The sequence below is a fragment of the Oceanobacillus halophilus genome (genome assembly GCF_003628505.1).
In the GTDB taxonomy this organism is placed as follows: Bacteria; Bacillota; Bacilli; order Bacillales; family Amphibacillaceae; genus Oceanobacillus; species Oceanobacillus halophilus.
This window is the reverse complement of the sequence record NZ_RBZP01000001.1, coordinates 1-22,292: the sequence shown is the minus strand read 5'-3', so window position 1 is coordinate 22,292 and position 22,292 is coordinate 1. Positions and strand designations below refer to the sequence as shown.

28 protein-coding genes and 1 pseudogene are annotated in these 22,292 nt (G+C 34.9%); 8 read left to right on the top strand and 21 right to left on the bottom strand.

The features are described from left to right. Nucleotides 1-34: 34 nt before the first annotated feature. The 3 genes from qoxB to qoxD are packed head-to-tail and all read left to right on the top strand — an operon-like array spanning nucleotide 35 to nucleotide 2,867. Entirely contained in the window at nucleotides 35-1,984 is a 1,950-nt protein-coding gene (gene qoxB, locus D8M06_RS00140; RefSeq protein WP_121202340.1) for a cytochrome aa3 quinol oxidase subunit I, read from the top strand. Further along, nucleotides 1,984-2,580 (top strand): cytochrome aa3 quinol oxidase subunit III, encoded by a 597-nt coding sequence (gene qoxC, locus D8M06_RS00135; RefSeq protein WP_121202339.1) that lies wholly within the window; start codon nucleotides 1,984-1,986, stop codon nucleotides 2,578-2,580. Before qoxB ends, qoxC begins: the two co-directional genes overlap by 1 nt. A 2-nt stretch (nucleotides 2,581-2,582) precedes the next feature. Then, nucleotides 2,583-2,867, top strand: coding sequence for a cytochrome aa3 quinol oxidase subunit IV (gene qoxD, locus D8M06_RS00130; RefSeq protein WP_121202338.1), 285 nt, complete (start codon nucleotides 2,583-2,585; stop codon nucleotides 2,865-2,867). Between the two features lie 166 nt (nucleotides 2,868-3,033). On the opposite strand, the gene D8M06_RS00125 is transcribed toward qoxD, so the two are convergent. The 6 genes from D8M06_RS00125 to D8M06_RS00105 form a co-directional block, all read right to left on the bottom strand. Continuing rightward, nucleotides 3,034-3,249 (bottom strand): hypothetical protein, encoded by a 216-nt coding sequence (locus D8M06_RS00125; protein WP_121202337.1) that lies wholly within the window; start codon nucleotides 3,247-3,249, stop codon nucleotides 3,034-3,036. An 851-nt stretch (nucleotides 3,250-4,100) separates the two neighbouring features. Next, nucleotides 4,101-4,247: a hypothetical protein gene (locus D8M06_RS19780; protein WP_158591712.1), complete on the bottom strand. Its 147-nt coding sequence runs from the start codon at nucleotides 4,245-4,247 to the stop codon at nucleotides 4,101-4,103. A 282-nt stretch (nucleotides 4,248-4,529) separates the two neighbouring features. Then, complete coding sequence (locus tag D8M06_RS00120; protein WP_121202336.1) at nucleotides 4,530-4,886, bottom strand: DUF1360 domain-containing protein; 357 nt, start codon at nucleotides 4,884-4,886, stop codon at nucleotides 4,530-4,532. A 119-nt stretch (nucleotides 4,887-5,005) separates the two neighbouring features. Continuing rightward, nucleotides 5,006-5,659: a DUF2642 domain-containing protein gene (locus D8M06_RS00115; RefSeq protein WP_121203058.1), complete on the bottom strand. Its 654-nt coding sequence runs from the start codon at nucleotides 5,657-5,659 to the stop codon at nucleotides 5,006-5,008. Nucleotides 5,660-5,797: 138 nt separating this feature from the next. Continuing rightward, nucleotides 5,798-6,502: a hypothetical protein gene (locus D8M06_RS00110; RefSeq protein WP_121202335.1), complete on the bottom strand. Its 705-nt coding sequence runs from the start codon at nucleotides 6,500-6,502 to the stop codon at nucleotides 5,798-5,800. 41 nt (nucleotides 6,503-6,543) lie between these two features. Further along, entirely contained in the window at nucleotides 6,544-6,978 is a 435-nt protein-coding gene (locus D8M06_RS00105; protein ID WP_121202334.1) for a hypothetical protein, read from the bottom strand. A 265-nt stretch (nucleotides 6,979-7,243) separates the two neighbouring features. Between D8M06_RS00105 and D8M06_RS00100 the strand changes: the two genes are divergently transcribed. From D8M06_RS00100 to D8M06_RS20370, 3 genes and pseudogenes are all read left to right on the top strand, one after another. Further along, nucleotides 7,244-8,023, top strand: a complete 780-nt coding sequence (locus D8M06_RS00100; RefSeq protein WP_121202333.1) for a DUF2268 domain-containing putative Zn-dependent protease — start codon at nucleotides 7,244-7,246, stop codon at nucleotides 8,021-8,023. A gap of 118 nt (nucleotides 8,024-8,141) precedes the next feature. Further along, nucleotides 8,142-8,243 (top strand): YjcZ family sporulation protein, encoded by a 102-nt coding sequence (locus D8M06_RS00095; protein ID WP_121202332.1) that lies wholly within the window; start codon nucleotides 8,142-8,144, stop codon nucleotides 8,241-8,243. 113 nt (nucleotides 8,244-8,356) lie between these two features. Next, nucleotides 8,357-8,440: pseudogene (locus D8M06_RS20370) on the top strand (YjcZ family sporulation protein); the annotation flags it as partial. 266 nt (nucleotides 8,441-8,706) lie between these two features. Here D8M06_RS20370 and cyoE read toward each other — a convergent pair. Then, nucleotides 8,707-9,639 (bottom strand): heme o synthase, encoded by a 933-nt coding sequence (gene cyoE, locus D8M06_RS00085; RefSeq protein WP_121202330.1) that lies wholly within the window; start codon nucleotides 9,637-9,639, stop codon nucleotides 8,707-8,709. Nucleotides 9,640-9,775: 136 nt separating this feature from the next. On the opposite strand from cyoE, the gene moaC reads away from it, so the two are divergent. After that, on the top strand, nucleotides 9,776-10,255 hold the full coding sequence (gene moaC / locus D8M06_RS00080; RefSeq protein WP_121202329.1) for a cyclic pyranopterin monophosphate synthase MoaC: 480 nt from the start codon (nucleotides 9,776-9,778) through the stop codon (nucleotides 10,253-10,255). A 93-nt stretch (nucleotides 10,256-10,348) separates the two neighbouring features. On the opposite strand, the gene modB is transcribed toward moaC, so the two are convergent. The 4 genes from modB to mobA are packed head-to-tail and all read right to left on the bottom strand — an operon-like array spanning nucleotide 10,349 to nucleotide 12,939. Beyond that, the gene (gene modB, locus D8M06_RS00075) at nucleotides 10,349-11,008 is read right to left on the bottom strand and encodes a molybdate ABC transporter permease subunit (RefSeq protein WP_121202328.1); all 660 of its coding nucleotides are present in this window, start codon (nucleotides 11,006-11,008) and stop codon (nucleotides 10,349-10,351) included. 11 nt (nucleotides 11,009-11,019) lie between these two features. Beyond that, nucleotides 11,020-11,793 (bottom strand): molybdate ABC transporter substrate-binding protein, encoded by a 774-nt coding sequence (gene modA, locus D8M06_RS00070; RefSeq protein WP_121202327.1) that lies wholly within the window; start codon nucleotides 11,791-11,793, stop codon nucleotides 11,020-11,022. A 15-nt stretch (nucleotides 11,794-11,808) separates the two neighbouring features. Then, nucleotides 11,809-12,324 carry a MogA/MoaB family molybdenum cofactor biosynthesis protein gene (locus tag D8M06_RS00065; RefSeq protein WP_121202326.1) on the bottom strand — a complete coding sequence of 172 codons (516 nt, stop codon included), beginning with the start codon at nucleotides 12,322-12,324 and terminating at the stop codon, nucleotides 11,809-11,811. 30 nt (nucleotides 12,325-12,354) lie between these two features. Continuing rightward, nucleotides 12,355-12,939: a molybdenum cofactor guanylyltransferase gene (gene mobA / locus D8M06_RS00060; protein WP_121202325.1), complete on the bottom strand. Its 585-nt coding sequence runs from the start codon at nucleotides 12,937-12,939 to the stop codon at nucleotides 12,355-12,357. A gap of 158 nt (nucleotides 12,940-13,097) precedes the next feature. Here mobA and D8M06_RS00055 point away from each other — a divergent pair, with 158 nt between their 5' ends. After that, complete coding sequence (locus tag D8M06_RS00055) at nucleotides 13,098-13,820, top strand: Crp/Fnr family transcriptional regulator (protein WP_121202324.1); 723 nt, start codon at nucleotides 13,098-13,100, stop codon at nucleotides 13,818-13,820. A gap of 201 nt (nucleotides 13,821-14,021) precedes the next feature. Here the strand turns inward: D8M06_RS00055 and mobB are convergent, their stop codons facing one another. From mobB to narJ, 10 genes are all read right to left on the bottom strand, one after another. After that, complete coding sequence (mobB, locus tag D8M06_RS00050; protein WP_121202323.1) at nucleotides 14,022-14,513, bottom strand: molybdopterin-guanine dinucleotide biosynthesis protein B; 492 nt, start codon at nucleotides 14,511-14,513, stop codon at nucleotides 14,022-14,024. 4 nt (nucleotides 14,514-14,517) lie between these two features. Continuing rightward, the gene (gene moaD / locus D8M06_RS00045; protein ID WP_121202322.1) at nucleotides 14,518-14,751 is read right to left on the bottom strand and encodes a molybdopterin converting factor subunit 1; all 234 of its coding nucleotides are present in this window, start codon (nucleotides 14,749-14,751) and stop codon (nucleotides 14,518-14,520) included. After that, entirely contained in the window at nucleotides 14,748-15,221 is a 474-nt protein-coding gene (locus D8M06_RS00040) for a molybdenum cofactor biosynthesis protein MoaE (RefSeq protein WP_121202321.1), read from the bottom strand. The genes moaD and D8M06_RS00040 overlap by 4 nt, the downstream gene beginning before the upstream one ends. Further along, nucleotides 15,214-16,527, bottom strand: coding sequence for a molybdopterin molybdotransferase MoeA (locus D8M06_RS00035; RefSeq protein WP_121202320.1), 1,314 nt, complete (start codon nucleotides 16,525-16,527; stop codon nucleotides 15,214-15,216). Before D8M06_RS00035 ends, D8M06_RS00040 begins: the two co-directional genes overlap by 8 nt. Nucleotides 16,528-16,538: 11 nt before the next feature. Further along, nucleotides 16,539-17,549 carry a MoeB/ThiF family adenylyltransferase gene (locus tag D8M06_RS00030; RefSeq protein ID WP_121202319.1) on the bottom strand — a complete coding sequence of 337 codons (1,011 nt, stop codon included), beginning with the start codon at nucleotides 17,547-17,549 and terminating at the stop codon, nucleotides 16,539-16,541. A 12-nt stretch (nucleotides 17,550-17,561) separates the two neighbouring features. Further along, nucleotides 17,562-18,581, bottom strand: a complete 1,020-nt coding sequence (gene moaA, locus D8M06_RS00025; protein WP_421903919.1) for a GTP 3',8-cyclase MoaA — start codon at nucleotides 18,579-18,581, stop codon at nucleotides 17,562-17,564. 98 nt (nucleotides 18,582-18,679) lie between these two features. After that, nucleotides 18,680-20,197 carry a tetratricopeptide repeat protein gene (locus D8M06_RS00020; RefSeq protein ID WP_121202317.1) on the bottom strand — a complete coding sequence of 506 codons (1,518 nt, stop codon included), beginning with the start codon at nucleotides 20,195-20,197 and terminating at the stop codon, nucleotides 18,680-18,682. 55 nt (nucleotides 20,198-20,252) lie between these two features. Further along, nucleotides 20,253-20,729: a hypothetical protein gene (locus D8M06_RS00015; protein ID WP_121202316.1), complete on the bottom strand. Its 477-nt coding sequence runs from the start codon at nucleotides 20,727-20,729 to the stop codon at nucleotides 20,253-20,255. 36 nt (nucleotides 20,730-20,765) lie between these two features. Then, nucleotides 20,766-21,464 (bottom strand): respiratory nitrate reductase subunit gamma, encoded by a 699-nt coding sequence (gene narI / locus D8M06_RS00010; protein WP_121202315.1) that lies wholly within the window; start codon nucleotides 21,462-21,464, stop codon nucleotides 20,766-20,768. A gap of 1 nt (nucleotide 21,465) precedes the next feature. Then, entirely contained in the window at nucleotides 21,466-22,014 is a 549-nt protein-coding gene (narJ, locus tag D8M06_RS00005) for a nitrate reductase molybdenum cofactor assembly chaperone (RefSeq protein ID WP_121202314.1), read from the bottom strand. Between the last annotated feature and the right edge of the window lie 278 nt (nucleotides 22,015-22,292).

Genomic DNA, 22,292 nt, shown 5'->3' with positions numbered 1-22,292 from the left:
ACCAAAACACATTATCTCGAAAGGAGTTACAAACATGGAATTTTTTGAAAGATTTGCTGTTCCCCATCCCAGTCCATTGATATATGCATCAATGGTTGCTATTGGTTTAACAGTAATTGCGATAATGGCCGGAATCACTTATTTTAAAAAATGGGGATATCTTTGGCGTGAATGGTTAACTACCGTTGACCATAAGAAAATCGGGATTATGTATATAATTTCCGCTCTACTTATGCTTTTCCGTGGAGGAGCAGATGCAGTTATGATGCGTCTGCAAACCGCAGTACCAGAAAATTCATTTCTAGATGCACAACATTATAACGAGGTATTTACTACTCACGGAATTGTCATGATTATCTTTATGGCAATGGCGTTCATTATTGGTTTAATGAACTTTGCTGTTCCACTGCAAATCGGTGCACGAGATGTCGCATTTCCTCGATTAAATGCAATTAGCTTTTGGTTGTATTTTGCAGGAGCAATGTTATTTAATATTTCCTTCGTTATTGGGGGATCACCTGATGCAGGATGGACCAACTATTACCCACTTGCAAGTAATGATTTCAGTACCTCTGTAGGTGTCAACTATTATAATTGGGCATTGCAAATTTCTGGAATTGGTACTTTAATGACAGGAATCAACTTTATCGTTACCATCCTAAAAATGAGAGCACCAGGCATGAAACTAATGAAAATGCCAATGTTTACATGGTCAGCTCTAATCACAAACATTATTATAGTATTTGCATTCCCTGTACTAACAATAGCTCTATTAATGGGTACTTTCGACCGTCAGTTTGCAACACACTTTTTTACAACAGGTGATGGTGGTATGGATATGATGTGGGCAAACCTATTCTGGGTTTGGGGACACCCTGAAGTATACATTTTGATACTACCAGCATTTGGTATATATAGTGAAGTTATCTCAACCTTCTCAAGACGTAACTTATATGGATACAAATCTATGGTTGCATCAATGGTAATCATCTCTCTCCTATCGTTCTTTGTTTGGGTACACCATTTCTTTACGATGGGACAGGATGCACTAACGAACAGTATCTTTTCTGTCACAACGATGGCAATCGCTATTCCAACAGGGATTAAAATTTTCAACTGGCTTCTTACAATGTGGAAAGGAAAAATTGAATTCACCGTTCCGATGCTCTATTCTGTAGCATTCATTCCACTATTTACTATCGGAGGAGTTACGGGAGTTATGCTTGGTATGGCAAGTGCTGACTACCAATATCATAACACTATGTTTTTAGTAGCACACTTCCATAACGTAATTATTCCAGGTGTAGTATTTGCTATGTTAGCAGGGCTTACTTACTGGTGGCCAAAAATGTTCGGATTTAAGTTAAATGAAAGAATTGGTAAATGGGGATTTTGGAATCTTACTATCGGTTTCTGTTTAGCCTTCTTCCCAATGTACATTACAGGATTAGATGGGCAAGCTCGAAGAATGTACACTTACTCTGAAGCAACAGGATTCGGCCCACTAAATATGCTTTCATTCTTAGGTGCCGGAATTATGGCAATTGGTTTTATCTTTATTGTCTACAACGTGTACTATAGTTTCCGTTATGCACCTAGAAATGTTGGGGATGATCCATGGAATGCACGTTCTTTAGAATGGGCAACGCATAACCCAGTTCCAGAATATAACTTCGCGATTACACCGCAAGTTAATTCATCACAGGCTTTCTGGGATTCTAAGAAACATGGTCATCAATTATTTAATAAAGATGACTTAAAAGAGATTCATATGCCTAATAATAGTGGTTTACCAATTATTATGGCTGGATTATTCTTTGTATTTGGTTTCTCATTCGTTTTTTATATTTGGCCTGGGGTCATCTTATCAGGTATCGGTATTTTAGCTTGTATGGCATATCGTTCCTTTGAAAAAGACGATGGATACCATATTTCAATAAAAGAAATTAAAGAAACAGAAGATAAATTTGGAGGTGCTAAGTAATGAACATGAATCACACGCAGCCTCTTGAATATAGTACCGAACAAAATAAAATGAATATTTTAGGATTCTGGATCTTCCTTGGTGCGGAAATCATGCTTTTCGCAACATTATTCACTTCCTATTTTGTCTATGAAAACCGAACAGGAAATGGTCCATCCGGAGCAGAAATATTTGAAATAACACCTGTTCTATTTGAAACTATCATTTTATTAACAAGTAGTTTTACCATTGGTTTAGCCATTCATGCAATGCGTATTAATCGTTCCAAGGCTATGCTAGTATTTTTAGGAGTGACCCTCCTTTTAGGTGCAGCATTCCTAGGAATTGAAATTTATGAATTCGTTCATTACTATCATGTCGGTGCTACCCTACAAACTAGTGCATTCACAGCTATTTTATTAACAACACTAGGAACGCACGGTGCACACGTCACATTTGGTTTATTCTGGGGATTATTCATCCTTATGCAAATCAAGAAGCGTGGGTTAACGGCAGAAACTGCAAATAAGTCGTTTATTTTCTCCTTATATTGGCATTTTCTTGATGTTGTTTGGATCTTTATCTTCAGCTTCATCTACTTGAAAGGAATGATGTAACAATGAGAGAGTTATTTCCAATGAAACAAGTAAATGGCTTTATCTTCTCTTTGCTGCTTACTATAATTGCGCTTAGCGTTTATTTCATGGATATGTCATTTGAACTTGGTATGACAATTCTTCTTGTGACAGCATTCGTTCAAGCAGCTGTACAGTTAGTCTTATTTATGCACGCTGGTGAAAGCGAGGATAAAAGCTCTATTTACACAACTGTGTTCTACGGGGTAGTTATTGCCTTAGCTACCGTGTTCGGTTCCCTATTAGCAATGATTTGGGGATACCTATAAAATAAAAATTCAAATGACCATCATGTTGCAAAACATAAGATGGTCATTTTTTTTAGGCTCTTTTCGTATATTTGTTGCTTTTAGAACTTTTACAGTTGATACTGCTTTATTTTATTCAGTATAGTTAGCTCACGCTTACACTTATGAATGTTTTCTGCTGCATCAGTTATCCATTTTTCCTCCGAACCAATACCTCTTGAGTTGCTTCTAAAAATAATCCCATAATAAATATAAATACTCCACCTAATACCGCGCCATATCCAAGACCGACCACATTATAGAAACCGTTTACAAAACCGTATATAAATAAAATGACACCAAGCGTTAGAATAGGTACACAAACATATTTGGTAGCTTTTAATATTCGATAATTAGTTTCCACTTCAATCAATCCTCCTTGCTATATATTATTCATGTTGTTCACAGTTTTGTCAAATAAATTTTAATTTTTTATAAAATATAAAAAAATATCTTGACAAGCACGCGGACTCCTCCCGTGTTGAATGTAAGTTCTTTCAATCTTCTTGTATATGACTAAAATAGGTGTCCTATGTAAAGCATCTTTATATTCCGTTTCTACCGTTCATAAATAACAGAAAGAACCCATGAATACTGGGTTCTTTCTTTATGCGCTCGTGCACAAGCGTAGTATATTAAATACTAGCAACAAAGCATGTCGCAAATCGCTTCTTGAAGCGCATTTTGAACATTGTTGTTACTGCGGTTAAATACAGTTACTAAGAACCATACAATTAGCAAGATAACAGCTACGAGAAAAGTTACTAAACCTAAATCCATTTGATCATTCTCCTTTATGCAAAATATTTGTAAGATTTCTCTTACATTAACATTCTATGTAGGTATTACGGACATGCATAAACTACTATCACTATTGTCAAGAAAAAAGGCGAATGCTATTGATAGATAGTAGTCTAGTTTTTATCTAAGCCCTTATCTAATAGATTGGGAACTGTGGTTACCCGCTCCACCAAAAGGATTTGTTGCTTCTTCTGGTTACCTCACATTATGAAGATTACTACATATTTTACCCCTCCGTACAAATCAATCATAAGTGTGTGCGAGAGCTACACTATTCTGACTGAAATTAGTAAGGACTTTTTTTGACATAAGTAAACATAAAATTTACTCTCCTATTAAATTGGAAGTTTAATAGGAGAGTAATGTAAATTTACATATCTGAGCAGATAACACACTCAAACTTTATTTAAAATATTAACGTTTATTTTGATTATTATTTAAATTTTTATCCCTTAACTCTTCACCAAAAATAACCCGATCTATATCTAGATATGACTTCCCCTTTATTGCGTTGTTTGAAAATAAATCCATAGATTGCTGCTTATTACTTTCCTTAGCCACATTAGCACCTCCTAAGTCTTCATTTATCATATTCTTAATAATAGCTATTATGTACCAGATTCCCTAATTCATTCATATTGAATCATCTTTTAAAAGCGAACTAAATAAAAACTTCACTCTTAATGATAATCCCTTTGTTAAGAATGAAGTTTCTCAAATAAATTATTTATTTTTTACGTCGTCTTCCACAACCACAACCAGATTTTCTCACTCTTTTTTTTGTTGGTCTTGTTCTTTTATTAGATGTTTTTTTATATTCACTCAATTTGACTCTCCTCCTCCTTATTCCTCTATCAGCCTATTTATGATGGTTTCTAATACTCCTGCAGCACCTGCTACTGCTAAGATAATAATAATTACTTCCATGATGTCCGCCCAGATATAGTATAATCCAATCAAAGTAGCAGCACACCATATCCCTGTACACCAGTAGCAACTAAGTAGTTCACCTATCCAAGCTCTTAATCCTGTTCCCTTAATTTGGATGTATGTTACTACATCTCCGTCAGTTTCTTTTTCTTCCACCTCCTCATGAAATGGTGATCTAAGAAACTGACTTATTTTATCAAATACAATAAGTCTAGTAAGACGAAAGGTTGCTAGTGCTAGTAGGATAACTTCTAAACCCGTTATCGTCATTTTTCAATCACTTCACTTCCCTGGGGGTACGGATTATAAAAATCACGTACACTATTTTATGCTTAATTAAACTAATTGGTTATTACAGCCACCCAGTTTTATAACCAAATGAAGTTTTCTTATTGAAAATGAACGGATTTTACATGAAGTAGATTTATATATACGGAGTCTTCTCTTGCTGTTGCTAGCTCCAAATAATTATCTGTGATTTTCTTCAATTGTCCAATTTTATCGGTTGCCAAGCCAAGATCAAGTATAATGATTTGTCCAATGAGCTTTTCTAATTGTATATCGAATGTTCTAGCTACCGTTATATTGGATGGTTTTACTGGAAATCTTTCATTGCCTAAAGCATATGGGGTTTGGTGGCTGCGGTAAGGAATTAACCATTTTATATTTTTTAGGGGAATGAACATCGTTTTATATACTGGAGAATAAAAAACAAAATAATCATTTAGAACACTTGTAACATATCCATGTATGGTTTCTGTATCAGTGACAGAGATTTCCGTAAATACTCCTTTATAAGAGGTGAGAATTTTTCGGATAGATAAATTGTTCCATTCAATTTCATCTTCACTAGTCATTTGAATTTTTTTTCTTTCACTTTTCTTTAGCTTTTGAATGTGTGAATTTGATATATAGACATAATCCTCTCCATTGTAAATAACAATTGTATCTGTTCCTTGCGCAAGAAGAATTCCTGAGTGACGTTTTGTGCCTGAGACTATTACTTCTATTTGTTGTTGTAAATACTTTTCAAAAAGATCCATTAATGCCATCCCTCCCTTAGTAAAATTCCAAATATTATTAGTGGGATTATAGAGATAAGTTTCCTTATTTATTGTCATCCATTTCATTAAGATAAAATGGGGGCATCCTATATCCCCCTTTATCTTAAGAAAATTAAATTATCGTACCCGTTTCTTTTTTCTGTTAGAAGTGGATCGGTAAACAACCTTTTTTCTTCCACCAGAATTTGGTTCAGAGTGGTTACGTTTGTTTTCTTTTTGAATAAGTTTAGGGATCTCCTTAAATGGGATAATAAAAGATGGGTCCTTCTTCTTAGGTTGTTTTTGTTTCTCTTCTTTAGCATCACCCTTGTCTTCTTTTTTTGGTTTGTGTACATGTTTATCTTCAGATGATCTGTGATTCTTACATTCTTCTTTTTCTTTTTTCGTCGTATGCATAACTTCCTTACTGGAAAGATAAGCAATTTGTTGTAATGGAATGATAGATATCTCATCTTTTACAATAAATATAATATGAGAATTTTGTACTTTACTAATAAACCCCTGTATCGTTTTAACACCTTCTCTTGTTAACTTCACCCAACTATTCTCATATGCTCTTAATAAATCTGGAAATGTTGAACAATTTGTAAAAGGAATTTTTTTCTTCATCTCTGGAACAACATCTTTTGTGTTCTTTGATATACCTCGAATTTTATCTAGCTTAATATAATGAACAACATCATCCTCATCATGTTTTAGCACAATGTGGTCATCATTTATTTCTAGTAACAAACCTTTCATTGTATGAAAATGAACATCAGGATAAGTTACCTTCACCTTGTGACCTTTAAAATTATTAAGTTCACTTTTGTGATTTTCCAAGGTATTTACCTCCTTTAGATTCTATATAAAGATATTGACATTTAATGTTTCTTCGGTTTTTCCCCTATTGAAACATTTTTTATCTTGTCTATAAATACACGAATAACTTCTTTATTATCCACTATAGTCAGCACATGATCTTTCACTTCATTAACAATGCCATCTACTTTTTCTTTTCCTCCACGATTTATTTGCAGCCAATCATATTTACATGAAATCAGAAGTTTTATAAAATCATCTGGTAAATGGTCTTTTTTATTAAGTTCCTTAACTTCTAAGTCATAATGATGTTTAACATTTTCTGTGACACTTTTTATATGCTTCGTTTGATAATATATGACACCATCATCCTTAGTTAATAATGCAACATAGTCATCCTTCACAGCAATTAACTTACCAATTTTTGACTCTGAACCGCCCCGATTGATCTGAACTACTTTGCCTTTTAAGGCTTTAAATGTTTTCGTTTTTTCCATCGTTCTATTCGTCTCCTTTTCTAAAAGATTCTGTGCGTATTCCATGTATATATATGCATCATATAGGGACGCTGCACTATACAAATGCCCGATTTACCTATATTGATTAGAAGGCCTACTATAGTTGTACATAACGAATAATAGACAATTATCTTACAGTTGATAGACCTACAAATCGTCTGAAACATCTAGAGATATCATTCATAATGTAATAAAAGAGAAATAATCATTTAGAAAAGATTCTTCATATCTGGGAGGCTTATAAATGAGTGTTATAAGAACAGACAAGTGGTTAAAACAGGAAATGTACCTCGATCCTTTAAAATTATGTACAAAATTAGAAAGGTATTTCCAGGATGTCACTGAGTATGACATCTTTCAGCATCTTTCTAGAAACGGGATGTATCGACATCGATTGAAAAATGGAGATGAATTTATCGAAAATCTTTCCAAGACCAATATATATAAAATCGTTAAACAGGAGCATCTGTACCTTATGAACAAATGGAACGGACCAGATATCCCTATTTTTATACTTCCATCTGACTATACGAACCGAAAATTAATAAACGAATTCAATGGGAAATCTGGCCTAGCTTTTCATGATAAACTCTTTCTATTTATCTCAGATGATAATTCTATAAATGAAATTAAAGCTTTATTTACACACGAATATAATCATGTTTGTAGACTTCTACATTATCCAAAGAAAGAAAGAAAATATACATTACTGGATACCATCATCCTGGAAGGATTAGCCGAAAACGCGGTACGAGAAAGATTCGGAAAGAGTTATCTTGCTTCTTGGACAGCTTATTATTCCTCTGATAACCTTAGAAAATTTTGGGAGAAGATAATTTCTCCAAATAAACATCTAATCATTACCAATAGAAAACATAATGAACTACTATATGGGTTACGTTTTTATCCAAGAATGTTAGGATATGCTGTTGGATATTATTTAGTTGTAAACTACGTAGAAGAGAACAAGATTTCCATGGAAGAACTTCTCTGTATTCCATCTGAAAGAATTCCGCCACAATAATAAAGGTCTTACAAAAGCAACAACCGCCCAAATGTGGCAATTCTGGGGAAATACCTATATCAACATACCTTTCTACACATATAGTAATTGTGTAAATCACTTTGGAGGTGATGTTTAGATGAGTGAAAATTATGGAGCTGGCTTCGGTAGCGGCTTTGCTTTGCTTGTAGTGTTATTTATCTTATTAATCATAGTAGGGTCTGCATACGTTGGCTACTAACTACTATATGATTAAAATATGAATTAAAAATTATAAGGAGGAATTAAATTATGGGCTTCGGTAACTGCGGAGGATACGGCTACGGTGGATATGGCTACGGTGGCGGCTATGGCGGTGGCTATGGCGCAGGCAGCGGTTTTGCGTTAATCGTTGTATTATTTATCTTATTAATCATTGTAGGAGCAGCGTGGTTTTAAATCAAACTTGATTAGGAAGTAATTTCTAGACTGTCATATATTTAGCAATCTATGTGCCAACAAAAATAATAATTTAGAATCTTTTTACCCAAGAAGTATAAAGCAAAGACCACTTTATGAAACAAAAGCGGTCTTTGCTTATTTATTTAGGCTATTTTAGTTGGTTTTGTTGCTTTTTTCAAAAAGGATGAAGCCGTGAATTAAGTTGCGCTACTGCCTGGAATGGAAATCACGGTAGCAACTTACCGTATTCTATAAAAAATACCCTAATTTAAAAACGGTAATGATGTAATCATTGCCAATAAGAAAATGATGGTTAAATAATTAACAGAGTATAAAAAATTCCAATGTGCCCATTTCAAATCATCTTTTGTTTTAAATCCAGCAAAAACTAAAATAATCCAACCAATATTTAGTATAGTAGCTGTTACAAGAAACGTTATTCCTAAAGATGATAGTAAAAATGGGAGTGGTAACAGGCACGAAATATAAATGGCCATCTGCCTTTTTGTCATATTGAATCCATAAACCACTGGTAACATCGGAACACCAGCTGCTCGATATTCTTCACATTTTTTCATCGCTATGGCAAAAGTATGTGGAATTTGCCATATAAATAGAAAGAGAAATAAAGTTAATGGCACAATATGAACTGCAGTACCAATTGTTGCCCAACCAATAAGTGGAGTTACAGCTCCAGAGACACTTCCTATTATCGTATTCAGTGTATATCTTCGCTTAGACCATATCGTATACAAAAACACGTATGTAAACCAGCCTATAAATGTATAAAGTGTTGTCTCCCAATTTACTAACAATAATAAGCCAAATCCCACTATTGATAAGCCTATACCAATTTTTAACACTTGTTTTAGTGTGAAGTGCCCTGTCACCGTAGGACGTTTTTTGGTTCGATTCATAATCGAATCAATATCTACATCAAACCAATTATTTATAACTAATGCACCTGCCATAGCCAGTGTAGATCCCAACAATACCAATATCATATTAATCCAGTGATTTTGAATAGATGCATCTTCAAAATGAAGTGCTAAAACGATACCTGCTAATACTGGCAAGACGTTTGCTATTAACACTCCGGATTTAACAAGTAGTTTTAAATCGTTCAACAAAAACCTATTATTTTTTTGAGGTACTTTTTGTTTCTGAGCATTTTCTAATTCTTTTTTCTTTTTCACCAATAATCACCCTTTTACCATATTGCCCACAATCAATTATCTGAATTCTGATTTCCCATTATTCCAACATTGAATTTAATCTTTTCTTCGGCTACACTATGTAATAACTAGAATATTATAAAGACAGGTGACAAATTTGACAGATTTCACACATTTTAATGAGCATGGGCGAGCGAAAATGGTCGATATTACGAATAAAAAAGAAACAGCTCGCAAAGCCATTGCCCGTTCAAGTATCCAGATGAATCAACAAGTATATGATAGTATTACCGAAAACAAAATCAAAAAAGGAGATGTATTATCTGTTGCACAAGTTGCAGGCATTATGGCCGCAAAACAAACCTCCACTTTAATACCAATGTGCCACCCCATTCCTATTAGCGGAGTTGATCTTTCCTTTGAATGGAGTACACTCGAAAATAATTATGAATTAGTCATTCATGCAGAGGTAAAAACCATTGGCAGCACAGGAGTGGAAATGGAAGCTTTAACAGCAGCATCTGTTGCGGCTTTAACCGTATATGATATGTGTAAGGCAGTCGACAAAAGTATGGTTATCGGCCAAACATATTTATTAGAAAAAAGCGGCGGCAAAAGCGGTGACTATAAAAGATAAATACAGTAAGAACCAGCAAATACGCTGGTTTTTTCTAACTCATATCAGGTATGTCGTATTAAACAGATCTTACATCAAAATTTAATGACGGATTTACATATCAGTCCGAATACGATTAATCAATAGTAACAGAACAAAAGAAAAACTAATACTAATTAACACATAATACCATGCAATATTCGTAGCACCGGTTTCAATAGCTAAATAGATCGCAGTTGGTATGGTCTGGGTCTTACCTGGTATATTTCCTGCAAACATTAAAGTTGCTCCAAACTCTCCGAACCCACGTGTGAACCCAAGTACAACTCCTGTTAAAATCGAACGAACGGACAAAGGAATCGTTATTTTTACCAGCACCATCCAATCAGTTGCCCCGTCAACCTTTGCAGCACCAATTACATTCGTATCAACAGATAGAAATCCGGTTTTTATCGATTGATACATTAAGGGGAAAGCAACGACGATTGCTGCAATTATTGCTGCAGTAGAGGTAAATAAGACACTGTTCCCTGTTATACTTTCTATTACATTTCCAATCCAGCTATTTCTACCAAATATAATCACCAAGAGGAAGCCTATGACAGTTGGCGGCAATACTAAAGGTAAAAAGAAAATCGTTTCAAATATTGCTTTTCCTTTTCTCTTCTTCCGAATCATCCAGTACACTGCCATTATGGCGAATAAAAAAGTACACACTGTTGCTATAGTAGCAACAAAAAAAGAAAGTTGAACCGGGTGCCAGGACCATTGCATAAGTAATTCACCTACTTCTCCATCTGAAAACCGTAATGTTCAAAGATTTCCATGGCAGTATCTTCTAAAATAAATTGGTAGAATTTTTCCCTCGCTTTAAAAACCTCGTCATTTTGTTCCCTGTTTTTAATAACAGCTGCAAAATATTCAATTGATGAGTGGAGTTCTCTAGTAAACTCTTCCACAAGGAATATATTATTTGAGTGCATTAAATCACTGGAATAGACAATCCCTGCTTCCACCGCTCCTTGACTAACTAAGGTAAGAACCTGACTAACATCTTTTGTAAATACAACGCGATCCTTGAGTTTTTCCCATGCTTCCAAGTTCTCCAATGCCTCTTTAGCATAGTTTCCTGCTGGGACAGATTCAGGAGTACCAATAGCCATCATTCCATCTTGCTGCAAAAATTTACCTATTGAATTAAATTTTGCTTGCTCTGATTTTATCAATACTAATTTATTTTCAAAAATAGCTGTTCCAACATGAACCATCTCATGTTTAACCAATTTATTATAATCATCCGAAGATGCGGAAAAAAACAAATCAATTGGAGCACCTTGTTCGATCTGTTTTCTCAAAGCACCTGACCCACCAAAATTATAGGATATTTCTATCGATGGATTTTCTTTTTCAAAAGCATCCTTTAACTCTAATAAACTTTCAGTCATACTAGAAGCTGCTGATACGGTAAGTTTTATTGTATTACTAGATTCAGAAGAGGAGGCACATCCTGAAGAAGTCAAAAGAAATAAAATGAGCAAAATTAATCGAAACCTTTTCAAATCGGTTCATCCTATCTATTTATGTATATCTTTGTTTACTTCTTTCACCATATGCCCTATTTCTGGAAGAATTAATCGTTCCATAGCAAGTGTTACAGCTCCAGTTGATCCAGGAATAGAGAAAACCAAGCAATTATTAGCAACTCCACAGGCCGCACGAGAAAGAATACTAGCTGTTCCAATATCATACTGATAACTCAAATGACGAAATAATTCACCAAAACCAGGAATTTGTTTATCAAATAACGGCTCAATCGATTCAATCGTCACATCACGATAAGAAATTCCCGTACCGCCATTCAAGATTACTGCATCAATTTTATCACTATAAATAGCTTTTTCAACTGTCATTCTGATTAGTTCTCTATCATCTGGTATAATTTTATAGAGCGGCACTAAATGATCTGCTTCTGTTAATAGTTTTATTATTTTTTGTCCGCTTTTGTCCGTTTGCCTTGTCCTTGTATCACTAATGGTTACAACTGCACACTGAATATTTCTGGATGCATTATTGCGGTGTTCTGAAATCATGGCGAATTCCCCCCTCATTTAAATTTCTTTCTATTTTCCAATCCATTTTTCATAATCACTTACTTGATTTATATTGTAAAATGGTTGTTCTTCTTGTATTGAAATATACTTCACTTTACATTTATTCAACATATCTTTGACCGAAAGATTGTCCCCTTCCAATTGATCTCTAATTTCTTCTTTCACGGAATAGTGATAAATAGCTATAAGAGGCTGTATCTTTCCAGAAACGACAGGTATAATAGCATGGGCTTCCCCATCTAGATGTTTTAAAAGTTTTTGAAATACCTGATCATCTATAAATGGTACATCTACCGGAGTAACAGCATACCATTCAGAATCAACAGCATCCATAGCTGTAAAAATACCAGCTAGTGGTCCTTTTCCCTCATATTGTTTTCTATCATTTATTATAGCAAAATTTCCGTTTTCCATTTGGAATAATTTTTCCAAATCTGGATTGGTAATCACGACAATTTTATTTGTTAATCTTGTTAAAGCATCTATAGAAATTTGATAAAAATATTTCCCGTTTCTTTTGACAAATGCTTTTGGTGTGCCAAATCTTCTGGAATACCCACCTGCTAAAACAATACCCATTATATCATTTACCACCTTAAAGTCTCCTTTATCTAACTATTAAATGTTTTCTTTTCTAAAACCATTTTATATGAACAAATTTCACAATATCGTAACTGAAAGATAGTCGATTGCACTATTTTCAATGTTAAAATATACATATATAAAGTTTTGCATTAAAGGAGCTGACTGGTATGCAAACAAGTTTATTATTAAACGCACGGCGGAATGAAGAAAAAATTTCTCCAGAACTTCGTGCTCTTTTAGATTCTATAAGTACAGTTAGAAAGATGGAAATAGACTCGTATCTTTTCCACGAAGGTACAGATGCGCAAGATATTTATATTATAAAATCGGGGCTTGTACAGATTTCCAAACTTACAGCAGACGGCAAAGAAATGATACTCAGAATTTGTCGAGATAACGATATTATTGGGGAATTGACATTGTTTAGTGACAATCCCAAATATCTGCTAAGTTCCAAAGTTTTGGAACCTGGAGAAGTATTTGTTGTCAATAAAAATCAACTAGAAGAAAAGTTAATGGAAAATAGTTCATTGACTTTTGAGTTCATGAAATGGACAAGTAACCATATGCGTAAATTCCAATCAAAAATTAGAGATCTATTATTAAACGGTAAAAAAGGTGCCTTATATTCAACACTTATCCGTTTATCCAATAGTTACGGTGTTGATCAGGAAGATGGCGTCTTAATAGATCTATCCATGACAAATCAGGAATTGGCAAAATTCTGCGCTGCTACTCGCGAAAGTGTCAATCGAATGTTAGTCGAACTGAGAAAATTAGATGTTATTTCTATCGATAAATCAAGCAGAATCTTTATTAAAGATATGCAGTATTTGCGTGACAAAATAGGGTGTGAATATTGCCCGATTGAAATATGCAATATCAATTAAGAGACTTGCACAATAGACATTTAAAGAAATAAAATGCGAACTTTAACTTGAGCGCAAACTCGCTCCGGAAATATACTCCGCTTTTCTTGGTGAGCGTAGTGTATTTCTGGAGCGGTAGATATTTTACAAACAAACACATCTGTTTGCGAGGAGTTACGTCGCACTTTCTATCCATTCCGACAAGTTAAATAGCAACAAAACTTACGAGAAACGACTTTTAGTAAAACACTCACACAATGCTTCTATCTGTGAAAAGTAATAAATCGGATAAGGTACTTCTATTCTTTCCAAGGGAACTGAGGTTAATATCACTTTTATATCATTTAATTGATCTAATAGAACAAGATCTTCTTCCCTATTAACAATTACAACCTTTGGAAAGGCATATTTCTTAAAACCTTCTATTACTAGAACCTCAACCTTTAGGAAGTCATAGATGGCTATCATTTGTTCTACGTCCCATGTATCAGAAGAAAGTTGCAATAATCCTTCACCCTCGACTCCCGCGATAACTGCACCCTCCTTTTTGTGCTTTTCACTATCCGTTTCCTTAATCCCTAGAGGAATCCCTCCATGTCCATGGTGTTTCAACGATGCAACCCGCATCCCCTTTTGGGAAAAGTATTCAATGATTTTACCAGCGGTTGTTGTTTTCCCACTATTTTTATATCCGACAACTTGAATAATCAGCATGCTATCAGCCGCCACTAACAGGTGGAATAAATGCTACCGTATCACCTGACTTCACGATATCTTCATCCATAGCGTACTCTTCATTAATAGCTGTCATGACCGAGTTTAATTCATATAATTGAAACTGGTTTTTTAGTTTGTTTTTTAACTCAGCAACGGTACTTTGAATAATCTCCAGTTCGAGCTGGTCCTTCCCTATTTTTTCCTGTAAATGCGCAAACAGTAAGACCTTAATCATATTTTCACATCCTTTAAATTCGGCTCTCCTTCTGGATAAGGTGTGTTTTCTAATTGATCACCAATCCACGTCTCACCATGTTCCCAATGCTCTTTTTTCCAAATAGGTACAATTTGTTTAATTCGTTCAATTGCGTACTCATTGGCTTCATATGCAGCTTTACGATGTGGGGAAGAAACTGCAATAACTACCGCAATATCTGAAATATCCAATCGTCCTATTCTATGCGTAATTGCCACCTTTGTATCCGGCCATCTTTCTCCAATTTCATCCCCGATTTTAGCAAGCATTTTCACAGCCATCGGAACATACGCTTGATATTCTAAATAAATAGTTCTTTTTCCCTTTGTCCACTCTCTAACCGTTCCAATAAAAGTTGTAATAGCCCCAGCTTCTCTTCTCTCAACTTTACTTACAAGTGATTCTACCTGAATTGGCTTGTTGACAATCTCATACAGTGATTCACCCATGCTTCCTCCGACTCCTTCTAGAATTTACATCAGTAGTCATAAACTTCTCCATCGTTGTTCCTTCTTGATCTTCCAATAATATAACAGAAACCTCCATCCCCTCTTTATAACCTCGTGTGCCACCGGGTAATACAATTAATACATTCGCTCCTGCTAAGGAAGAAACAACATTTGACTTATCCAATCCTACAGGTGTTGCGATTAATTGACCATCATGAAAGGATAAATGACCTCTCACAAAACGATCAAATGGATTAGGCTTTGGAAAGTCAGAACCAAGTATCGCTGTCTCTTTCTTAGAAAAAGGGTTATTAGCATGAAGGTATGTTCGAATAACTGGCCTTGTAAATAACTCGAATCCTACATAACATGCAGATGGATTGCCTGATAAACCAAATAATAGCTTCCCATCTAATTCTGCAACAGTTGTGACACTTCCTGGACGCATCCCAATTTTATTAAATAATACATTTGCACCTAATTTTTCATAGATTGCCGGCAAATAGTCATAATCTCCGACTGAAACTCCACCAGTTGTAATCAAGATGTCTACTTTTTCAAGTGCATCATTCACCTGGTTGTAACAAGTTTCTAATTCATCACTAAATTGACCGAAATAAATTGGTTCTCCACCTGCTCTTTTAATTTGCGAATGTATCATATAAGCATTACTGTTTCTAATTTTTCCTGGTTGCATTGGTTCATCCAACCCAAGTAATTCACTACCAGTAGCAATGATACCTACTTTGGGTTTTATACTAACCGGTACATATTTATATCCAAAGGTGGCAAGTAATGCTACTACCCCCGGGTTAATATAAGTTCCTTTGGGTACAAGTGGCGTCCCCTTTTCCGTATCCTCACCTGTAAAGGATATATTGTCTCCTTTATGAACTTTTCGTTTTAATTGAATATAGCTTTTACCTTCCATCGACTCTTCCTGCACCACTTCAAACATTACAACTGCATCACAATCTTTAGGAACTTGGGCCCCAGTCATTATTCGTACTGCTTGCATATGATTTACAATTCCTTCAAAGACACTGCCTGCACCAATTTCACCCACCACTTCAAACCGAATAGGATTTGAACTTGATGCAGTAATGGTATCTTCTGATCTAATTGCAAAACCATCATAGGGGGATCTGTCAAACGGCGGCACATGGTGATCTGCAATTAGATCTTCTGACAGAAAGTGACCATAACTATCCTCAATTGGAACTTGATAGCAATTTCCTGGTTTCGCAAATTCCATGACTTTCGTAATTGCTTCATTTACTTTAATTGGTTTCCGTCTTTCAACCATCGTCATCACCTCTATCCTGCTAATTGATTATAGATTGATTTTGCTTTTTCTATAGAGTTGGTACCATGAATAAGCGTTCTTCCATCATAAAAAAATACCAGTCGATAAGATTTATATTCTATTGATAATAAAAAGTCATTATGTTTAATAGGAGCGATGTTCTGTAGGCGACTTGCCAGCTCTTCTAAATTCATTTTTTGTGGGATTCGTATTTGTACGGTATTCCTTCCACATAGAACTTCCGTTTTGCTGCTTGCCTCTTCATTTAAATTTGGATAGGTAGGATTATTACCACATGTTGGACAATCAGTCTTTTTGGCGCGATTGACATTCATCGTATGATAATGATTATGCCATAAATCAAATGTTACTAACTTGGTACGAAGTGCTTCCATATCATCAATTAATAGTTTCAGAGCTTCCGTTGTTTGGTGTGCAACGACCATCTGCACTGCCGGTGATATAATCCCAACTGAATCACATGTTGCACCTGATACTGGTATCGTATCCAGCAAACATTGCAGACACGGCGTTTCATTTGGCAAAACCGTGTAGCTCATACCAGTACTTCCTACACAAGAGCCAAAAATCCAAGGTATACGATGCTTTTGCATTAAATCATTTAACATGAATCGTGTTTCAAAATTATCTGTTGCATCTATGACTAAATCTATATCTGCTAGTAATGGCTTTAGAGAAATTGGAGTAGCATCTAAGACATGTGGCATTATTTCTACTTCTGAATTAATTTCCTGTAAACGTTTCTTTGCAGCATTCGCTTTTGGTACTTGATCGCATACATCTTTTTCCGTATATAATTGCTGCCTTTGCAAATTACTTAGTTCCACATAATCTCGATCAACCAATGTAAGTTTCCCTACTCCTGCGCGCACTAGATTTTCTGCATTACTCGAACCGAGCGCACCACATCCAACGATCAGTACATGTTTATTACAGATTCTCTGTTGACCATTTGTACCTATAGGTTGAAACAGCACCTGACGAGAATATCTTTCTGACATATTCTTCTTCCCCTATCCGCCAATATAGGACATTTCAATTTTCTTCTTGTTTTTAGCTGATTCTGCTGTTCGCTCATCAGAATAGCGATCTGTACGATTACTCCAGATGTTCATGATGGTAGTACGTACTTCCCTATCACTTTTATCTGATCGCAATAACGCTCTAAAATCAAATCCATCAGCAGCAAAAAGACATGTGTACATTTTTCCATCTGCTGCAATTCTTGCCCTGGTACAAGTGGAGCAGAACGACTCTGAAACGGAAGTAATAAATCCAACTTCACTATTTGTTCCCTTATAGCGATATCTTTTAGCGACCTCTCCCACATAATCAGGGTCAATAGCTTCTAAATCAAAATGCTTAGTAAGTTCATGATAGATATCATTTTTCGTAATTACTTTAGTGAAATCCCAACCATTAGTTTGACCGACGTCCATAAATTCAATATATCGCAGGCAAATACCTAGCTGTTTAAAATATTTTGCCATTGGAACAACTTCTTGGTCGTTCATTCCCTTTTTTACAACCATATTGACTTTTACTTCAAGACCAACCTCTTGCGCTTTTTTAATTCCTTGTAGAACACGTTCAGGACCTACACCACTGTCATTGATGGATTTAAATAATTCAGCATCTAGTGCATCCAAACTGACATTCACTCTCTGTAGTCCCGCATTTTTTAGTTTTTGTGCCATATGTCCCAACAATGATCCATTCGTGGTAAGACCAATATCTTCTAAACCTTCTATGGCAGTTAACTTTTCTATTAATACAGGCAGGTCTCTTCTAAGAAGTGGCTCTCCACCTGTTAATCGTATTTTTTTCACACCTAAATCTATAAAAATCTTTGCTAATCGTTCTATTTCTTCAAAACTCAGTAGCTGCTCTCTTGGCATAAATGCAAAATCTCTGCCAAAAATTTCTTTTGGCATACAATATGTGCACCGAAAGTTACAGCGATCAATAACAGAGATACGAAGATCCTTCATCGGCCGACCAAATTTATCTGTTATTACTGTCATGCGGATCATCTCTCCTTTTTATACTTTAACTATAAATCCATATTACTTTCTATTATAAGAGAAGTCTGTTACAAATATCACTCTTCTAAGCTAAATTTCTTAAAAGCTTAAGCTTTATTTTTTTGCGATTGTAGTTTTACAAATTTGTCTTCATACAATCTTCGTTTTTTTGCATTTTCATTTCTTGTGAAGAAGTCAATAATACCTGCTAATGCTTCCTCCAAAAGTTCCTGGTTTCGACTCTTTTCAATGATTTTGAACCCTTTTTCATAATTACTTTCTGCTTGTTGATGATCTTTATCTTCTATATTCTCGTAGCAATATGCTAAGCGTATATAGGTAAGTCCCATTTCTTCCTTACAATTTGAAAGAGATTCATAGATACCTAATGCGTTTCTATAATAAACCAAAGCTTCTTCCATCAGTTCTTGTTCCAAATAATTAAAGGCAATTGCTTGAAGAGTATTTCCATAGGCAATCGATTTTTTACGCCCATCTTGTTCAAGCCTCTGTAAAAATTCTTTAAAGACTTCGAATGCTTCATCGTAGGCCTTTTCATCTGAGTATATCTTTCCTAGTGCATAAAGGAACTGCATCCTGATTTTAGGAAATTGAGTAGATAAATCCAATCCTTTTTCAAGGTATTCTTTTGCCTGATTCAGTTTAAACGTCTTAATGGAAATGGTGCCTATTTTGGAATATACATATACTACAAGAAAATGCGTCTCATCATAAAAGTGAGTCAACTGCTGTAAAGCCTGTTTATAATAGTTAATTGCCCTAGGGAAATTACTCATGTTTTCATCAATTTCTGCTAACATTAGGATTGCATTTGCTATATCCAAATGATTTCCTTTATAGATTTCAGACATAAGCTTAATTGCATTAGTAATGATCTTTCTTGCTTCTTTTAGATCAATATAAAAGTGAATTTCACCCAATCGCAACATAGTTCTTGCTTCTGCAACTTTGTGCTTAGCTTCCCGATAGTTTTCTAATAATTCTTGATAAAGTTCTACAGCTTTATGATAATGTTCAACTTGAATGTAAGCATCTGAGAGGGTTTTAATAGATGATGAGATGATTGGATGTGTTTCAGAAACAGCTTTCTTGAAATAGTTTAATGACTTCTCTAATTGTGTTAAACCACTTTCCATATTCTCTTCATCAAGTGCAATTTTCCCTAAATTACTAAAAATAACACCATATGCGTATGGTTCCTTATAATCAATTGTATCGAGAAAAGCTAATAATTTTGCAAGTTCCATTCTCGCATTAGATAGTTGTCCATACTCTCTTTCAAGGGAAGCATAATCTAAGTAGGTATCAATAATAACTTCTATAAATTCAGTGGAAACCTTCTTGGAAAGACGAATTGCCTGTCGACCATAGTTTCCAGCTTTGTCATAATTACTTACCTTTTGAAAGTGTTTTGCCACTGTACTTAACATAAAAAATCGCTTGTCTGAAGAAAACTCAACCCCTGAGTTCAACTGTTCTTCAATTTCTTTGATTGTTTCTTTTATTTTCTCGGTATTGCCATCAATAATCTGTTCTCTTATTTCTCTATAAAAAGTAAAACTGTCATTAAGTTGTTCTTGAACTGGTTCTAACTTACTTGTCATATTATTTCACAACCTTCATTACATATTTTCATTTAGGATCTTTTAGAAAGATAGCCTACAATAATAGATGTATCGCAATGATAAAAAATAAAGAAATACCTAGAAGTAAATGAATACGCCGCAATTTCCCTGTTGGTTTAAATAATCTCCACCATCCCGTAAGGACCATAAGTAATAAGTTAACCAATGCTACCAATCCTGCAACCATCTTCAAGTTATGAAAGGATAAACCATACCAATGAAGAATAAATCCAGCATGCAACAAGATAAATACTAATGCCAAAGTCCCTGTCCAGCGATGAAACGGCATCGCCTTCTTAGATAAATTGGCTAATTTAATTTTCGTTTTTCGGTCTGGATTATTGCGTATCGTTGAAAAGACGGCATTCCTCGTCCAGTTAAATAGAAAAAATAAAAATCCAATGAATCCAAATAAGATAGTTATTGATAAGACTGGAAACGAAAAATGGTTTACAACCTTCCATATAGCCAACAGTAGAATTACGAGATTTAAATAAAACCATTTACTCATACTAAAGCCCCTTTAAATAAATGAAGAGAGCGGATATTAATAGCTGCTCTCTTCTGTTGTCTTCCTAGGAATCCTTCTTTTATAGATGACATAGTTTCTTCGTAAATACCGAATTGGAAAACTGAATGCATGTACCAATCGAGTGAAAGGCCAGACAACATATAAAGCAAATGTGCTGTAAATATGAATTTTAAACCATATTGGTACAGTAGCCATTAGTTCTGGTTGCACGTTAAAAACGAACAATCCGCGCAGCCAAGGTGCAATCGTAGTACGATAATCGAACCCATTAGAATCGATGTTAAGTGATGTTGCAATAAGCCCTGTCATTATGGCCAATAGGATAAAAATCAAACTAACCCAATCACTGGTTGAACTGGTTGCCATAATTCTTTTCACACTTAATCTTCGGTAGGTTAATAAAGCAATACCAACAAATGCCGCAATTCCTGCTGGCAAACCAAAACTTATAGCAACAATATGATACATATGCTCTGTAATACCTAACGCATTGTATAATCCAATCGGAATAATCAAGCCCAATACATGACCACCGAATACAAATATTATTCCCCAATGAAATAATAGTGAACCAATTCTTAATCGTTTCTTTTCCAGAAATTCACTTGACTTCGTTGTCCACCCAAATTGATCTTTTTGATAGCGATAAATGTGACCACCTATAAAAAGGGTTAATACAATGTAAGGAAAAATCCCCCATAATAGTAAATCCATATTATTTTCCTCCTAAACTCTCTTCTGCGACCGTAAAAGTTAGTCCGTTATCAGACATATTAAGGAAGAGTGCATCAAACAATAAACGATAGTAACTGTTATTTTCATTGAATTTGTTTTGAATTTCGGCAATAGCTTTTCCATGCATGGATAACAGCTCATTACTTATATCGACTGGAACATGTCCACAAAATTCAAGCATCAGTGGCAAGTAATCTGGTAATTCTTTTTCTGTCACATGAAATCCATGTGCTTCATAGTATTTTTTTAGTTTTAACAGTTCCAGACCACGTTCTCTTTGCTCCCCTAGCTTTAAATATGTGACATAGAGATTGGTCAACCTTCCAAAATCAAAGTGTTGAATATAGTGACTTATCCAGTCATCTAAGGACCTATTCTGAGATAGTTTAATAAATTCTTTAATATTTTCTTTCACTTTTGGATTTTCTATTTCTTCTAGTTCTTCTTGTAATTCTGGTAAAATTTCTACCATCTTTTTGTTTGGATAATTTAAGAGAAATGAAATCATTTGATAGATGCTTTGATTCATTATCCATGCCTCCTTTTACAGAAATCCCTCTGGCAAGAATAAACTTGCCAGATGACTTCATATTTCTAATTACTATAAAACCTCGTCTATTCTAGTGCGTAGTTGATAGAACTTGTTAATGACTTGAATTCAGAGTAATGTGCTCAACCTCGCTACGGAAATACACTACGCTTTCCGCGGGGTTACATGTAGAGTAGAGAACAGGAAGTAGATAGCGCCTTCTTGCCTTCGGGTTTCAGGGTTTTCCACCTTACTAAGCCAGACTTGAATGCAATCCC

Coding starts and splice junctions, on each gene's coding strand:
- qoxD (WP_121202338.1), top strand. CDS start 2,583: ATGAGAGAGTTATTTCCAATGAAACAAGTAAATGGCTTTATCTTCTCT.
- D8M06_RS00115 (WP_121203058.1), bottom strand. CDS start 5,659: ATGGATCTTTTTGAAAAGTATTTACAACAACAAATAGAAGTAATAGTC.
- D8M06_RS00120 (WP_121202336.1), bottom strand. CDS start 4,886: ATGACGATAACGGGTTTAGAAGTTATCCTACTAGCACTAGCAACCTTT.
- D8M06_RS00035 (WP_121202320.1), bottom strand. CDS start 16,527: ATGGTTGAAAGACGGAAACCAATTAAAGTAAATGAAGCAATTACGAAA.
- D8M06_RS00055 (WP_121202324.1), top strand. CDS start 13,098: ATGCAAACAAGTTTATTATTAAACGCACGGCGGAATGAAGAAAAAATT.
- narI (WP_121202315.1), bottom strand. CDS start 21,464: ATGGATTTACTATTATGGGGGATTTTTCCTTACATTGTATTAACCCTT.
- D8M06_RS00040 (WP_121202321.1), bottom strand. CDS start 15,221: ATGGGTGAATCACTGTATGAGATTGTCAACAAGCCAATTCAGGTAGAA.
- modB (WP_121202328.1), bottom strand. CDS start 11,008: ATGCAATGGTCCTGGCACCCGGTTCAACTTTCTTTTTTTGTTGCTACT.
- D8M06_RS00095 (WP_121202332.1), top strand. CDS start 8,142: ATGAGTGAAAATTATGGAGCTGGCTTCGGTAGCGGCTTTGCTTTGCTT.
- qoxB (WP_121202340.1), top strand. CDS start 35: ATGGAATTTTTTGAAAGATTTGCTGTTCCCCATCCCAGTCCATTGATA.
- D8M06_RS00105 (WP_121202334.1), bottom strand. CDS start 6,978: ATGGAAAAAACGAAAACATTTAAAGCCTTAAAAGGCAAAGTAGTTCAG.
- narJ (WP_121202314.1), bottom strand. CDS start 22,014: ATGAATCAAAGCATCTATCAAATGATTTCATTTCTCTTAAATTATCCA.
- D8M06_RS00030 (WP_121202319.1), bottom strand. CDS start 17,549: ATGTCAGAAAGATATTCTCGTCAGGTGCTGTTTCAACCTATAGGTACA.
- moaA (WP_421903919.1), bottom strand. CDS start 18,581: ATGATCCGCATGACAGTAATAACAGATAAATTTGGTCGGCCGATGAAG.
- moaD (WP_121202322.1), bottom strand. CDS start 14,751: ATGATTAAGGTCTTACTGTTTGCGCATTTACAGGAAAAAATAGGGAAG.
- qoxC (WP_121202339.1), top strand. CDS start 1,984: ATGAACATGAATCACACGCAGCCTCTTGAATATAGTACCGAACAAAAT.
- mobB (WP_121202323.1), bottom strand. CDS start 14,513: ATGCTGATTATTCAAGTTGTCGGATATAAAAATAGTGGGAAAACAACA.
- D8M06_RS00100 (WP_121202333.1), top strand. CDS start 7,244: ATGAGTGTTATAAGAACAGACAAGTGGTTAAAACAGGAAATGTACCTC.
- D8M06_RS00020 (WP_121202317.1), bottom strand. CDS start 20,197: ATGACAAGTAAGTTAGAACCAGTTCAAGAACAACTTAATGACAGTTTT.
- D8M06_RS00015 (WP_121202316.1), bottom strand. CDS start 20,729: ATGAGTAAATGGTTTTATTTAAATCTCGTAATTCTACTGTTGGCTATA.
- D8M06_RS00065 (WP_121202326.1), bottom strand. CDS start 12,324: ATGATTTCAGAACACCGCAATAATGCATCCAGAAATATTCAGTGTGCA.